Origin of the sequence: Actinophytocola algeriensis (genome assembly GCF_014203735.1) — a bacterium.
In the GTDB taxonomy this organism is placed as follows: domain Bacteria; phylum Actinomycetota; class Actinomycetes; order Mycobacteriales; family Pseudonocardiaceae; genus Actinophytocola; species Actinophytocola algeriensis.
In genome coordinates this window covers 191,067-204,908 of sequence record NZ_JACHJQ010000010.1, presented here as the reverse complement: position 1 = coordinate 204,908, position 13,842 = coordinate 191,067, and the positions used below count along the sequence as shown (strand labels likewise).

Below are 13,842 nucleotides of genomic sequence, written 5' to 3'. Positions count from 1 at the left end.
TTCCGGTACGGCCAGGTCAGGAGCGCCGGGCGGCGATCGTCTCCAGTTGACGAACCGCTTCGCGGACGCCGTCCTCGGCCCGGACCTGTCGACCAAGCCTGGTCGCCGCCGAAGCGAGTCGCGTATCGCGCACGGCCTGTTCGATGGCCGCGGCGAGCCGATCGACGTCGAGATGGCGTTGGCCAACGGGTGCTGGTGCGACTCCGAGGTCGTGCACCCGCTGTCCCCAGAACGGTCGGTCGGCGACGAACGGGCACACGACCTGGGGCCGTCCCGCGGCGACGGTGCCCGCGCCACCGTGGTGGATCACGGCCGCCACCCTCGGGAACAGCTGGTGGAAGGGCACCTGGTCGATCGCGAACACGTCATTGCTCGTGCTGTCAATGGCCTCCGTGGTCAGGCCGCCCCATGCGGTGCCGATGACAGCACCGTGGCGGTGGCAGGCCAGTCCGCGGCCCGCAGCATCGCCTGCACCGTGCTGTTCTGCGGCGAGCGACCTGAGGGCGGTCGACACCGACCCGGCGCTGGCGCTGAGCCGCTCGCCGATCTCACCGCCCGGCCCTCGAACCAAAGGCTCGCCAGGTGGGAACGATGACCGCGTGACGTGCTGTCCGCTGTTCGGTCTGCCTTCGGGTTGTGGTGAAGCGTTCAGTCCTTGCCGACGGGGTCGGGGACGGCCGGTGGCTCCGGTGTGACGATGTCCTCGGCGTGGTCGGGCAACGCGCCATGGGTGGTCTCCATGTGCAGCCGCAGGAACTCGAGGTGCCGCTCGTACTGGTCGAGCAGGTCGTTGATCAGCTGCTCGGTGCTGTAGCCGAGCACGTCGTAGCCCTGGCTGCCTTCGGTCAGGTACACCTCGACCCGGAAGTAGGTCTCCGCGCTACCACCCCTGCGCGGTGCGAACGACGGCGTCCGTGCCCGGCACGGCCAGGCGCGGTAGGTGAACTCCTCCTCGGTGCCCATCGCCACGGTGAGCTCGTAGTACGGCATGCCGAGTTCGGCGACCACACCTTCGCGCACGTCGGCGTCGGCACCCTGTTCCCGCAGTTCAGCGGCGACCTCGGTGAACGCCGGCCGGCACACCTCGGTCATGAACCGGGCCGCGGCCTGCTCGTCCGGGTAGTGCATCGCCCGTGCCAGCCGCTGCCGCCACGTGCGGGTGACGCCCCGGGCTTCGATCGTCGTCCGTTCGGACAGGGACGAGGACAGGCTGGTACGGGCGGCGTCCTCGCGGAACCGTTCGATCCGCAGTGCCTTGTACAGCCCGAGCATCACCAGGAACATCACGAACGAGAACGGCAAGCCCATGATGATCGTCGCGTTCGTGAGCGCGCCGACGCCGCCGACCAGCAGCATGGCAAGTGTGAGCACACCGGTCGCGACGGACCAGTACACCCGCACCCAGCGGGCCGCGTCGGTGGTCGGTGTCCGCAGGCGGGAGGTGAAGTTGCCCATCACCAGTGCGCCGGAGTCGGCGGAGGTCACGTAGAACAGCAGCCCGACGAACGTGGCGAGACCGGCGGCGAACGTGACCCCGGGGTAGTGGTCGAGCAAGGCGTAGAAACCCTGTTCCGGCGCGTTCATCGCGGTCTGACCGAACTCGGCGTCGCCGCCGCGCACGATGGACAGCGCGCTGTTGCCGAAGATCGACAGGAACGCCAGCGTGAACAGGAACGGCACGATCAGGGTCGCCGCCACGAACTGCCGGATGGTGCGACCGCGGGAGATCCGGGCCAGGAAGAGCCCGACGAACGGCGCCCACGCGACCCACCACGCCCAGAAGAACAACGTCCAGGCGTTGAGCCATTCGGTGGGCTGGTCGTAGGCGAAGGTGTTCAGCGTCATCCCGGGGAACCGGCTCACGTAGTCGCCGATGTTCATGATGAACGCGTTGAGCAGCTGGACCGGGTTCTCCATGATCGCCACGTACAGCATCAGCACGATGGCCAGCACGACGTTCAGCTCGGACATCCTCCGGATGCCCTTGTCGACGCCCGCGACCGCGGACACCGTGGCCATCAGGACGGCGACGGCGATCAACCCGATCTGCGCCGGCACGCCCTCGGGCAGGTCGAACAGGATCTTCAGGCCGTGGTTGAGCTGTACCACGCCGATGCCGAGCGACACCGCGATGCCGAAGATCGTGCCGATCACCGCCGCCAGGTCGACGGCGTCACCGAGCCTGCCGTGCACCCGCTTGCCGATGATCGGGTACAGCGCGGAGCGGATCGACAGCGGCAGCCGGTAGCGGAAGGCGAAGTAGCCGAGCGCCATGCCCATCAGCGCGTACATCGCCCAGCCGGTGATGCCGTAGTGGAACATCGTCCACACGATGGCCTGGCGAGCGGCCTCGACCGTCTCCGCCGCGCCCTCCGGCGGGGCGAGGTAGTGCGAGACCGGGCCGGACACGGAGAAGAACATCAGGTCGATCCCGATGCCCGCGGCGAAGAGCATGGCCGCCCAGGCGAACAGGCTGAAGTCCGGTTTCGAGTGCTGGGGGCCGAGCTTGATCGTGCCGTAGCGGGAGACCGCGATGAACACGACGAACACGAGGAAGATCGTGGCGGCGAGGAAGTAGTACCAGCCCAGGCTCCCGGACACCCAGCCGACCACGACGCCGATGGCCTGTTCGGCGCCGGACGGGGTGATGATGGCCCACAGTGAGATCGCGATGATCAGTGCCGACGAACCGTAGAACACGACGGGGTTGAGCCTGCTGTCCTTGGCCGGTACGTCCTGGGCGGACGACATGGCGTCACCTCTCCTGGTCGGCTCCGTGCCGGTAGTAGTCCACTGTGGCTGGTCGAAGCGGGGTGTTGCCGAGAATCAGGTCGGCGGCCTTCTCGGCGAGCATGATCACCGGGGCGTAGATGTTGCCGTTGGTGAGGTAGGGCATCGCGGACGCGTCGACCACCCGCAGCCCGGTGACGCCGTGCACGGCCATGGACTCCGGGTCCACGACGGACATGTCGTCGATGCCCATCCGTGCGGAGCACGACGGGTGGTAGGCGGTCTCGGCGTCCCTGGCCACCCAGCCGAGGATCTCCTCGTCGGACCGGACATCGGGGCCGGGGGAGAGCTCTCCACCGTCGTAGGGGGCGAACGCGGGCTGGGAGAGGATGTCGCGTGCCACCCGGATCGCCTCGAGCCACTCCTTGCGGTCGTTCGGGGTCGACAGGTAGTTGAACCGCAGCGCCGGGTGCTTCCGGGGATCGGTGGAGGTGATCTTCACCGAGCCGCGCACGTCGGAGTACATCGGTCCGATGTGGACCTGGTAGCCGTGTTCCGCGCCCACCTGGGTGCCGTCGTAGCGCACCGCGATGGGCAGGAAGTGGAACATCAGGTTCGGGTAGGCGACCTCGTCGTTGCCGCGGACGAAACCACCCGCCTCGAAGTGGTTGGTGGCCGCGGGACCCTTGTGTCCGAGGAGCCACCGCAGTCCGACGGCCGGCCGGTTGCGCAGCTTCAGCGCGGGGTTGAACGAGATCGGCTGGGTGCAGGCGTGCTGGACGTAGACCTCGAGGTGGTCCTGCAGGTTCTCGCCGACGCCCGGCAGCGCGTGGACCATCTCCACTCCGAGCGGCGTCAGCTCGTCCGGGTTGCCGATGCCGGACAGCTGCAGCAGCTGCGGGGTGTTGACCGCGCCGCCGCACAGGATGACCTCACCGGCCTCGACGCGGCGGGTGCGACCGCCCGTCCTGCGGTAGTCGACGCCCACCGCGCGGGTGCCCGCGAAGCGCACCCGGTCGACCTGGGAGAGGCAGCGCACGGTCAGGTTGGGCCGGTCGCGCACCGGGTGCAGGTAGGCGCGGGCGGCCGACCAGCGGCGGCCGTCGCGGATCGTGCGGTCGAAGCGCGCGAAGCCCTCCTGCCGGAAGCCGTTGACGTCGTCGGTGAGCGGGTGACCCGCCTGCTCCGCGGCGGCGAGGAACGCGTCGAACAGCGGGTTGACCGCCGCGCCGCGTTCCAGCCAGAGCGGGCCGCCCTGCCCGCGCCAGTCGTCGGCGCCCGCGACGCAGTGCTCCATCTTCTTGAAGTACGGCAGGCAGTGCGCGAAGTCCCAGGTCTCCATGCCGGGATCCGCGGCCCAGCGCTCCAGGTCCATCGGGTTGCCGCGCTGGAAGATCATGCCGTTGATCGAACTGGAGCCGCCGAGGACCTTGCCTCGACCGTGGCTGACCCGCCGCCCGCCCATGAACGGTTCGGGCTCGGACTCGTAGCACCAGTCGTAGAAGCGGTTGCCGATCACCATGGTCAGCGCGGCGGGCATGTGGATGAGCAGGTCCCACCGCCAGTCCGGGCGGCCCGCCTCCAGCACCAGCACGGTCGTGCCGGGATCGGCGGACAGCCGGTTGGCGAGCACGCACCCGGCGGACCCGCCGCCGACGATGACGTAGTCGAAGCGCTCAGTGCTCACGAACCGCCCCCGAACCACCGGCCAGGGGTCGGCGCGATGTTGTGGTAGATGTGCTTGGCCTCCCGGTACTCGTCCAGACCGGACGGTCCCAGCTCGCGGCCGATGCCCGATCTGCCGAAGCCACCCCATTCCGCCTGCGGTACGTACGGGTGGAAATCGTTGATCCACACCGTGCCGTGCCGCAGGGCGTTCGCCACCCGCTGCGCGCGGGAGACGTCGGTCGTCCACACCGCGCCCGCCAGGCCGTAGTCGGTGTCGTTGGCGATCGCCACGGCTTCGGCTTCGGAACCGAACGTCTCGACGGTGACCACCGGGCCGAACACTTCCTCGCGCACGATCGCCATGCCGGAGTGGCAGCCGGTGAAGATCGCCGGCCGCAGGAAGTAACCCGCGCTGAACTCCTCGCCGTCCGGGCGAGTGCCGCCGGTGACCAGCGTGGCGCCCTCGGCGACCGCCTTCTCGATGTGGCGTTCGACCTTGTCCCGGTGCGCGGCCGACACCAGCGGCCCGCACTCGCTCGCCTCGTCCATGCCGTTGCCGAGCCGGATCCGTTCGGCACGCCACGCCAGCTCGGCGACGAACTCGTCGTGTATCGACTCCGCGACGATCAGCCGGGAGCCTGCCGAGCAGACCTGTCCGGAGTGGAGGAACGCGGCGGTGAGCGCGTAGTCGACGGCGGTGTCGAAATCGGCGTCGGCGAACACCACGTTGGGGTTCTTTCCACCCAACTCCAGCGCCACCCGCTTCACGTCCGGCGCGGCCATCGCCATGATCCGCCTGCCGGTGGCGAGCCCCCCGGTGAACGACACGAGGTCGACGTCCGGATGCTCCACCATCGCGGAGCCGACGACCGCGCCGTCACCCAGCACCAGGTTGACCACACCGTCCGGCACACCGGCCTCGGCCACCAGCCGGACCATGTGGACCGTCGACAGTGGAGTGACCTCGCTCGGCTTGCACACCACGGTGTTGCCGGCGGCGAGAGCGGGCGCGAGCTTCCAGGACATCTGCAGCATCGGGTAGTTCCAGGGTGCGATCAACGCGCACACCCCGACCGGCTCACGCACGACCCTGCTGACCACACCCGGATTGCCGGTGTCGACCACCCGGCCCGCATCGGAGTCGGCCAGGTTCGCGTAGTAGCGGAACACGGCTGCCACGTCGTCGACGTCGATCCGCCCCTCACGGAGCGTCTTGCCGGTGTCCAGCGTCTCGGTACGAGCGAGTTCCTCGCGGTCGCGGACGAGCAGATCGGCGACCCCGCGCAGCAGGTCGCCCCGCTCGCGGGCACTGGTCGCACGCCATGGCCCGGTGTCGAACGCCGCCCTGGCGGCCGCGACGGCGGCGGCCACGTCGCCGGCATCGGCCTCGGACACGGTGGCCAGCGTGCTGCCGTCAGCAGGGCTGACCACGTCCCGGCTGCCGGCAGACGAGGTCCACCGCCCGTCGATGAACAACTCCGGCATCGTCTGCCCCTCCGTCCCCGAACGGAAATGCGGACGAGCGTACACATTATGTGTACGCTCGTCCACATACAGGCGGGATACCGTTGATGCCATGAGTGGGGACGAAGGTGCGACCGTGGTGCGGCGACGAGGCCCGACGGACCGCGACCGCCGCGACCGCATCGCCAGGGCGGCCGTCACGGTCGTCGGCGAGCGGGGCATCGACGGCCTGACCCACCGCAAGGTCGCCGCTGCCGCGGGTGTGCCCCTCGGCTCGACCACCTACCACTTCGCCACCCTGGACGACCTGATCGCCGCGGCGCTGGACAAGGCGGCCGAACGCAGCGTCACCGAACTGCGCGCCTGGGAGCAGTCGCTCGAACCGGACGCCGACCTCGCGGCGGCACTCGCCGATTTCGTGCTCCGCTCGGTCACCGAGAAGCGAGCCGACACGATGGCCGAGTACAACCTCTACGCGCTCGCGCTGCACCGCCCGCACCTGCGGCAGGCCGCCGTGGCATGGGACGACGCACTGGCCGCCGTGCTGCGGGCCCGCACCGACCCGCTTACCGGGCAGATGCTCGGCGCCCTGTTGTGCGGCCTGCTCATGCAGTCGGTACTGCGTGACGACCAGCTCGACCGCGCCGACCTCGCCGCCCAGCTGCGACGCGCGCTCGTCGCACCCTGATCAGCCTTCGTGCGAGCGTCTGCTCCTTGACGCGCCGCGACCAGTGGACGATGGCGTGCGGGGGAGTGGCAGGTCATCGACGTCGGCGATGGGGATAAGACGAGGACAAGTCCACCGCAAGTCCGGTGTAGGCGATCACGTACTCCGGGCGAGTTCCGCGAGGGCGGCTTGAGGGCCGATCGCCCGGAACCGCTCCGCGAGCAGGTCGCCCGGCGAGCGGCCTGACTCCACCAGGTCCACCAGGTCGGCCACCGCCGGGCGCAGTTCGGTGGGCACCCGGTCGGCGGCGATGTGCAGGCACCGGGAGGCGGCGTTGGCGAGCCGCGGGTCCGCCAGGCCCTGGTGCGCGGCCTGCGACCAGAGCGAGTCGGTGGGTTCGGCTGCCTCGGCCGCGAGGTCGGCGGCGACCGGGTCGTCCATGAGCGTAGTGGTGACGGCGACGACCGCGGGCCACCACCGGGTGGGCAGCGCGTCGAGGTACCGCAGCTCGAGGTAGCCGCGCATCCGCACCGGCGGGAACAACGTGGTCAGGTGGAGATCGAGGTCCGCGACCGTGGGCGACCTGCCGCTCAGCCGCACCTCGCCGGTCACCCACTGCTCGAACGTGACGTCCGCCCGCACCGCGGACAGGCCGTCGCCCGTCCTGACGAACATCAACGGGGCCCGCAACGCGAACCGGGCCCACGCGGTCGTCGGGTCGGTGACTGTCCCCCGGCTCCCGGCGTCGAAGAAGGGCAGGCACCGCCGCTGATCCAGGCCGAACCACGCCCGCAGACGCGACGACTGCCAACCGGTCGGCGCGCCGCACAACCACGGCGAAGTGGCCGAGATCGCCACGAGGGCGGGGCCCAGCCGGTAGGCGTGGGCGACCCGGTCCGGCCAGACTCGTCGCGGGCCTGCGTCCAGGTTGACCTGGACGGAGGCGGTGGCGTTCATCGTCACCCTGCCGGGCACCACCGTGCCCACCGCCGCGAAGTGCTCCTCCATCGCCCGGTACCGGTCGCTGGGGTTGGCCCGGCGCGGGGTGCGCAGCGGATCGGTCCCCACCTGGGCGAGACCAACACCGTGCGGCGCCAGGGCGGCCCGGACGCGGTCGAGGTCGGCGCGCAACGCGGCGACCGCGGCGGACACGCTCGCCCTCGGCGGCGCCGACAGCTCCAGCTGTCCTCCTGGCTCCCTGCTCACGGCGCAGGCCCCGGCCGCCTCGCGCACGGCGGCAGGCAGTGGTTCGAGCCGGTCCCAGCACACCGGCCGCGCCGGGTCGCCGAGGTCGACGACGTGGTTCTCCAGCTCCAAACCGATCCGGCCGACCGCCGACTCGGTCAGCGCGGCCTGCTGGATGCGGCGGTGGGCATCCTCGACAGACAGTGCCAGTGCCCCGGCTCCCCTCTTCCGTACGGCTTCGCCAGTGTCTCCCGACAGCATCCTGGTAATCGACACCGTCCGGCGTTCTCCCTGCCCACGACCGTCGAATCACGGTACCTGCTGGGAGCGACATCATCCGCTGCGTTACTGGGACTGGGAGAAGGTGTATTCGTGGCGGTCGAAGTCCAGGGTCCACGTGTAGTTCTTGAGGAACGCCCAGGAGAGTAGGCCGTCGATGCGGACGCCGCCGAAGTCGCGCCATGGGACGCGGCGGGTGGGGGTGGTGGCCACGAACTGGTCCGATTGGGACAGGGGACCGAGGTGGATCGGGGCGGGGGCGGTGAAGTGCGGGGGCGGGTGTGGCATGCCCCAGCGGCGGTAGTGCTGGGCGGTGGTGTACAGGCACGCCTGCCGGTCGTCGATCACGTACACCAGGCCGGAGTCGATGAAGAAGTTCAGGTCCTGGTGGGGACCGAAGCCGCCGCGGGCGAACATGAAGTGGTCGGCCCACAGGTGGAACGCCACCCGATGGCCGGGTGGTGGTGGGGTGCCGCGCGGGGCGAGGGCCAGGCGTTCGGCCGGGGCGTCGATGGTGGCCAGGAACCGTTGCAGGATGTTGGTTCCGATGATGATCACGTCCTGGGTGCCGCGCAGCGTCGGCGCGGCCTCGACCGGGACGTTGGTCAGCGTGGCTCCGCCGAGGGTGAGTTCGCCGGCCGTGCCGGTGTAGAAGGTGGTGCGGGTGGTGCCGTGGTGGGCGCGGCCGTTGGGGGTGAGGGTGATGCCGAGTGCCCTGGCGCGCTCGACACCCATGACGAGGAACGTGCCGCCGGTGTCCAGGTGCGCGAGCACGGGGTGGTTGTCGATGGTCGCGCTGACCGCGGGCAGGTACTGGGCCAGGGCATGGTCGGCGAAGGGGAGCACGGTCGGGCCGGTCAGGTGGGCGGCAAGTGGGGTGTCCAGTCGGGACACCAGGTCCGGGGGTAACCGTCTGCCCCGGCGGCGCAGGTGCTCGGCCGCTTCGGCGGGGCGGTCCCGGTGCAGCAGGGCGTGTGCCACCGGCTCGTCCAGCGAGCGGGGACGACCAGCGGCGGCGTAGCAGGCCAGGGCCTGCTCGTAGCGACCACGCACGTAGTGGACCAGGAAGCGCTGGCGATCGTCGGTCGCCAGCCGCCCGGCCTCCTCGACGTCGCCGCGTGCCCAGGCGCGGCGGGCGGCCTTCATGCTGGTAGTCCCGTGCTCAGGTCCAAGGCGGCCGCGACGATCGCCAGCAGCGGGACCGGAGCCTGCGCGACGATCTCGTACTCGCCCCGTCTGCGCTGCGCGATCAGACCGGCGCCCTGCAACTCGCGCAGGTGGTGGTACAGGTGGCCGGTCGACGTGTCGCCCAGTGCCTCCTGCAGTTGTGCCCGGGTGCGTGGCGCCGTCAGCAGCGCGGCGAGCAGCGCCAACCGTGCCGGGCTGCCGAGGCGTTCCAACACCGCCGCCGCGCTGCGCCAGTCCTCGGCCAGTAGATCGTCGACCGCGTGGTCCTTGGCCCACACGTACTCCCGGTCGCCGAAGCCGACCGATCCGGCGTAGGTGACCTCACCGTCCCCGACCCGCGCCTGTACCCGCTTAACCGGTGTCCGGGCGCCCTCCAGCACAGCGACCCGCTCTTCAAGTGTGCGACAAGGCGTTCCTCGATGTCGTCCATCACTCACCATGTTGTTCCGGAATTTCGGAAAAACATACAACAGTCCCATGCCCGTGTCCATGCCGCCGAGAACCGCTACGGTCAGCCGTCCAGATCGACTGCGGCGCTTGGCGAACCAGCGGCGGCGTCGCTGGACGGCATGCACAACGCGGCCCAACCGGTCGGGCGAGCAATGTCGACCTGAGGCCTTGGCCGGTTCTCCCGATTTTCGTAATGGAAGTGACCCTTCGCCTGGTGTCCGGTCTCGAACGCCCCGGTTTCGGTCTCAGCTGATCTGGCCCGATTCGTTTCTCGTCTCAGGTTGGCCACGGGCCCGATGGGGCTATTTGTCCTGTCTCAGAGGAGCCGGGCGTGAGTATCGTTGAAGGGCGGACCTGTCGGGTGCGAAGCTGGACGGCGCCAACCTGTTCGAGGCAAGGCTCCAGCACGCGGACCTGTGGGAGGCGACCCTAGGCGGCACGCGCCTGCCAGGCGCGGATCTCACGAACGCGCAGTTGACAAATGCCTCCTTGAGGCACGCCATTCTGGCTGGCACGAGGTTGTCGGGCGCTGATCTGCGGGGCGCGGACACGCGCGCTCGGGCATCCTCATGTCGGGGCGATGGTCGTCCGGCACACACACTGGCCGGGGTCGTGGAGCGCAGAGAGAATTCGAGAACTCTCAGAAGAGACCGCGCCGGGCGAATGGCAGGTGACACGCAAGAGCAGCGTGCCGGATTCCCGCTTCTGACAGCGGCTGTGCGCGAGTACGTTCGTGTTCGAGATCGACCCCTTACTGGTCAGGCGGCGTGCAGGATGCGCTTGCGTAGGAGGTCGAAGTTGGCGCGGCCGTACATCTGTCGCTTGATCATTTTGATGCGGTTGACGTTGCCTTCCACCGCACCTGAGTTGTGCGGCAAGGTGAGTCCATTGAGGACCGCATCGTAGTCACGGCGCAGGCCGCGCACGAACCGGTGCAGGTGAGGCGTCGTCGGCTTCGACCGCGGCCATCCAGTCGTCGAGGCGGTCACCGCCCAGGTTGGTGAGGATCTTGGCGAACTCGGTGACGTGGCCGGCGGTCGCGTCCAGGTGCGGACAGCTGGCGTCGAAGGTGACTTCTCCGGAAGCTGGCGGTATGCGCGTTGGTCAGCCGAGGGACGGGATCACAAGTCCGCGCGCAGGCCATTCCAGACCAGCGCAGACAGTTCCGTCACGTCCGACACCGTGAAGATGTCCTCAATGGACAGCTCGTATCCCAGCTCTTCCTCCACTGCCGCTGCCGCTTCGATGGCCGCGAGCGAGTCGCCGCCCAACTCGAAGAAGTCGTCCCCGGCGGCGAGTGGCCCCCTTCCCAGGGCGGCACCGAGGATCTCGCGGACTCGGCGGGCCACGTCCTCGGCAGACCGGGCTGACTGGTCGCTGTTCATGTCGAACTTTCCATTCGGGCTCACAGGAACCGCGTTCAGGACCGTAACCGCTGACGGCACCGCCGCGGTGGGCAGCAGTGCTGCCACGTGTTTCTTCACCTCTCGCTCCGTGACCGGGACGTCGGGCCGTACCACCACCGTGGCGCGGACGCGCGGGCCGTCACCGGATGGTTCCACGCTCGCGGCCGCGAGGACGACCCCGGGACAGGACCGAAGGTGGTGCTCGACCTCGTCCAGCTCAACGCGAGCACCGCGGATCTTGGCCTGGCGGTCCGACCGGCCCGCGAACAGCAAGCGTCCATCGGGGTCACGGTGTCCCAGGTCCCCGGTGGCGTACTGCTTTCCGAACGGCTCGAGCCGCAATCCCTCGCCGTCACACCGGAGGTAGCCGAACGCGAGGTGCGGACTGCGCACCACCAGTTCCCCGTGTTCGCCGGCCGGTGCGGCTGCGCCGGTCGCCGGGACGAGTTCGACCTCCGCCTCCGGGGCCGGCTCACCGAGCGGCACCACCGCGGCCGGGTCGCCTGTGAGGACATCGCGGCCGGCCGTGTGATGCATGACGACCTGGGGGGTCTCGGTGCAGCCGTACACGACGGTGAACTCCGCACCCGGCGCGACCTGTGCGAAAGTCTGCAGATCCCCAGCGTGAACCACCTCGCCTCCCAGGACAACACGTCGCAGTTCAGGCAGTGACGCCTGTCCTGGGAGGAAGACGCGGCGCGCTGTCGTGGGTGTCAGGTGCGTGACGGTGAGCCGGCATTCACGCATCCACGTCGCCAGTGCCTCCGGGCGCGCCCAGGTGCGCGGGTCCGGGACGAAAAGCTGAGCGCCCAGCGAAAGTGGGCTGAAGACGTCCCGGACGAGCGGGTCGTGGGACAGGCCTGAGATCATGCTGAAGCGATCGTCGGCGCGCAGGCCGAACGTGTCCGGAGACCACGTCAGGTAGTGGGCGACGGCTGCGTGCCCACCTTGTACGCACTTCGGTGTTCCGGTCGTGCCGGATGTGAACGCCAGATAGGCGGGCGGCCCGGCTTGTGTCGGGCCGGCCACCGCGAGGCCCGCTTCGTCCCGCTTCTCCAGCCGGGTTTCGTCCAGCACGGCGTGCGGCAGGCACGCGTCGATCATCGCTCGCAGCCGGGCCCGCGGATACATCCGGTCCAGAACCGCGAACTGGCACCCGGCCAGCAGCACCCCGAGCAGCTGGATGACGAGGCCGGGGTTCCTCCTGGCGATGATCGCCACCCGGGAACCGGGTTCCAGCCCCAGACCCAGCAGCGACGCCGCGACGCGCCGAGCGGATTCGAGTAGCTGGCCGTAGGTGAGACACCGGTCCGCACCGAACAGCGCCGGTCGGCCGGGGTCGGCCTCGGCTATCCGCACGAACCGGGAGTGGATGAGTGGAGCAGCCTCGAGCGCCATCATGCCTCCATGACCGCCCGGCGCAGCCGCTGGAGTCCCTCGGTCCACGTTTCCACGGGGAGCGCGAACGACAGGCGGGTGAAGTAGCCCCGTTCGGCCCACCACGCGCTGTGGTAGCCGAAGGCAGGGGCGGGCAGGGTCTGCAGCCCGTGGTCCCGGAACAAGCGGTACGTGGTGTCGAGGTAGTCGCGGCCCCGCAGCGCGGGCAGTTCCACGAACGTGTTGAAGTCACCGTGCCAGGCGGGCACCTTCCCGACCAGGTCGCTGAACTCCTCGCTGAGGATCGCGGCGTTGCCGGCCAGCTGATCCCGGAGAGATGCGCGCCATCGGGCCAGTTCGTGTACCGCCCCGTTCTCGGCCAGTTCGGCTGCCGCCGTGCCGAGGAACGTGTCCAGGCCGGGAAAGGCCGGCAGGTACGGACCGGTGAGCTCCAGCACCAGGTTCCAGGCCGCACCGACCGTCGCGGCCAGGTCGTGGGCCGCGTGCGGCAGCGTTGGGTCACCAGCGGTGTCGAGCTGCTCTCCGGCAACGGCGGCGAGGCGGTCCACCAGCAGCGCAGGGGAGGCGATCGCGGGTGAGGACGGCGCGACGAGGTCGTTGAGCCGGGCGAACTGCCGGGCCAGTTGGACGCCTGCGATGAGCCAGCCGACACGGAACCCCGGTATGGACCGCGATTTGGACATGCTGCCGACCGTGACCACGCCGTCCGGATACCCTGCCGCGGCAGCGATCGACAGCAGGTGCGGAACCGGTCCGGCGCACGAGATGTCCGAGGAGACGGTGTCGTGCAGAATCGTGACGTCGTGGTCCCTGGCCCACACCACCAGTTGACGTAGCTCGGTGCCGTCGTAGAACTCCCCACTCGGGTTGTTGAACGTGTTCAGGTACAGCACCCGGGTGTGCGGGGTGGTGGCCGCGGTCACCTCGGCCACTGAGGGCAGCCAGCGATGCCCCGGTGCGGCAGACAGCTCCACGATCCTGAAGCCCGCCTGGGCCAGGCAGGCGGCTGCCATCGGGAAGGTGGGTACCGGGATGATGGCCTGCGGAGGCTCCCCGCCCGCGCTCGCCGACAGTGTGTGACGCATCCCGCGAGCGGCGACAGTCAGCGCCGCGCTGGCGCCGGCGGTGACGAGCACGTTCTCGACGCCGAGCTCGAGCTGCCCGTCACCCCGCAGGGACTCGCATGCCGCTACGGCTGCCCGGCCCACCACGTGGCCGTACGGGCCGTCGTAGTCTTCCCAGAACAGCGGGTCACTGGCCGCGTTGACCACGAACGACACCAGCCGCTGCGGTGGGTGCCAAGAGTTGATCCCGGACGACAGGTTGATGATCGCCGGTGCGCGCTCACTGCCGGCCAGCGCTGCTATCTCGTGCAGGTCGTAGTTGACGTCGTCGACGGTGAGCATG

General features: G+C 69.7%; 11 protein-coding genes and 1 pseudogene. 2 read left to right on the top strand and 10 right to left on the bottom strand.

The window, feature by feature from the left end:
- Nucleotides 1–16: 16 nt before the first annotated feature.
- From FHR82_RS38630 to FHR82_RS38615, 4 genes are all read right to left on the bottom strand, one after another.
- Complete coding sequence (locus tag FHR82_RS38630) at nt 17–514, bottom strand: glycosyltransferase (protein ID WP_184815606.1); 498 nt, start codon at nt 512–514, stop codon at nt 17–19.
- Between the two features lie 134 nt (nt 515–648).
- Nucleotides 649–2,751, bottom strand: coding sequence for a choline BCCT transporter BetT (gene betT, locus FHR82_RS38625; protein ID WP_184815605.1), 2,103 nt, complete (start codon nt 2,749–2,751; stop codon nt 649–651).
- 4 nt (nt 2,752–2,755) lie between these two features.
- Nucleotides 2,756–4,417, bottom strand: coding sequence for a choline dehydrogenase (gene betA, locus FHR82_RS38620; protein ID WP_184815604.1), 1,662 nt, complete (start codon nt 4,415–4,417; stop codon nt 2,756–2,758).
- Nucleotides 4,414–5,883, bottom strand: a complete 1,470-nt coding sequence (locus FHR82_RS38615) for an aldehyde dehydrogenase family protein (RefSeq protein WP_184815603.1) — start codon at nt 5,881–5,883, stop codon at nt 4,414–4,416. The genes betA and FHR82_RS38615 overlap by 4 nt, the downstream gene beginning before the upstream one ends.
- Nucleotides 5,884–5,974: 91 nt before the next feature.
- On the opposite strand from FHR82_RS38615, the gene FHR82_RS38610 reads away from it, so the two are divergent.
- Nucleotides 5,975–6,550, top strand: coding sequence for a TetR/AcrR family transcriptional regulator (locus FHR82_RS38610; RefSeq protein ID WP_184815602.1), 576 nt, complete (start codon nt 5,975–5,977; stop codon nt 6,548–6,550).
- A gap of 135 nt (nt 6,551–6,685) precedes the next feature.
- On the opposite strand, the gene egtA is transcribed toward FHR82_RS38610, so the two are convergent.
- The 3 genes from egtA to FHR82_RS38595 form a co-directional block, all read right to left on the bottom strand.
- Nucleotides 6,686–7,975, bottom strand: a complete 1,290-nt coding sequence (gene egtA / locus FHR82_RS38605; RefSeq protein ID WP_184815601.1) for an ergothioneine biosynthesis glutamate--cysteine ligase EgtA — start codon at nt 7,973–7,975, stop codon at nt 6,686–6,688.
- An 84-nt stretch (nt 7,976–8,059) separates the two neighbouring features.
- Nucleotides 8,060–9,139 carry a retropepsin-like aspartic protease gene (locus FHR82_RS38600; RefSeq protein WP_184815600.1) on the bottom strand — a complete coding sequence of 360 codons (1,080 nt, stop codon included), beginning with the start codon at nt 9,137–9,139 and terminating at the stop codon, nt 8,060–8,062.
- Complete coding sequence (locus FHR82_RS38595; protein WP_184815599.1) at nt 9,136–9,561, bottom strand: helix-turn-helix domain-containing protein; 426 nt, start codon at nt 9,559–9,561, stop codon at nt 9,136–9,138. Before FHR82_RS38595 ends, FHR82_RS38600 begins: the two co-directional genes overlap by 4 nt.
- A 424-nt stretch (nt 9,562–9,985) precedes the next feature.
- Here FHR82_RS38595 and FHR82_RS48170 point away from each other — a divergent pair.
- Nucleotides 9,986–10,168: pseudogene (locus FHR82_RS48170) on the top strand (pentapeptide repeat-containing protein); the annotation flags it as partial.
- A gap of 221 nt (nt 10,169–10,389) precedes the next feature.
- Here FHR82_RS48170 and FHR82_RS38585 read toward each other — a convergent pair.
- From FHR82_RS38585 to FHR82_RS38575, 3 genes are all read right to left on the bottom strand, one after another.
- Nucleotides 10,390–10,620, bottom strand: coding sequence for a transposase (locus FHR82_RS38585; RefSeq protein WP_221464828.1), 231 nt, complete (start codon nt 10,618–10,620; stop codon nt 10,390–10,392).
- Between the two features lie 132 nt (nt 10,621–10,752).
- A complete protein-coding gene (locus tag FHR82_RS38580) occupies nt 10,753–12,435 on the bottom strand; it encodes a non-ribosomal peptide synthetase (RefSeq protein ID WP_225944361.1) in 1,683 nt (560 codons plus the stop codon).
- The gene (locus FHR82_RS38575; RefSeq protein WP_184815597.1) at nt 12,435–13,841 is read right to left on the bottom strand and encodes a pyridoxal phosphate-dependent aminotransferase; all 1,407 of its coding nucleotides are present in this window, start codon (nt 13,839–13,841) and stop codon (nt 12,435–12,437) included. Before FHR82_RS38575 ends, FHR82_RS38580 begins: the two co-directional genes overlap by 1 nt.
- Nucleotide 13,842 lies beyond the last annotated feature (1 nt).

Coding starts and splice junctions, on each gene's coding strand:
- betT (WP_184815605.1), bottom strand. CDS start 2,751: ATGTCGTCCGCCCAGGACGTACCGGCCAAGGACAGCAGGCTCAACCCC.
- FHR82_RS38615 (WP_184815603.1), bottom strand. CDS start 5,883: ATGCCGGAGTTGTTCATCGACGGGCGGTGGACCTCGTCTGCCGGCAGC.
- FHR82_RS38610 (WP_184815602.1), top strand. CDS start 5,975: ATGAGTGGGGACGAAGGTGCGACCGTGGTGCGGCGACGAGGCCCGACG.
- egtA (WP_184815601.1), bottom strand. CDS start 7,975: ATGCTGTCGGGAGACACTGGCGAAGCCGTACGGAAGAGGGGAGCCGGG.
- FHR82_RS38600 (WP_184815600.1), bottom strand. CDS start 9,139: ATGAAGGCCGCCCGCCGCGCCTGGGCACGCGGCGACGTCGAGGAGGCC.
- FHR82_RS38580 (WP_225944361.1), bottom strand. CDS start 12,435: ATGGCGCTCGAGGCTGCTCCACTCATCCACTCCCGGTTCGTGCGGATA.
- FHR82_RS38575 (WP_184815597.1), bottom strand. CDS start 13,841: ATGCTCACCGTCGACGACGTCAACTACGACCTGCACGAGATAGCAGCG.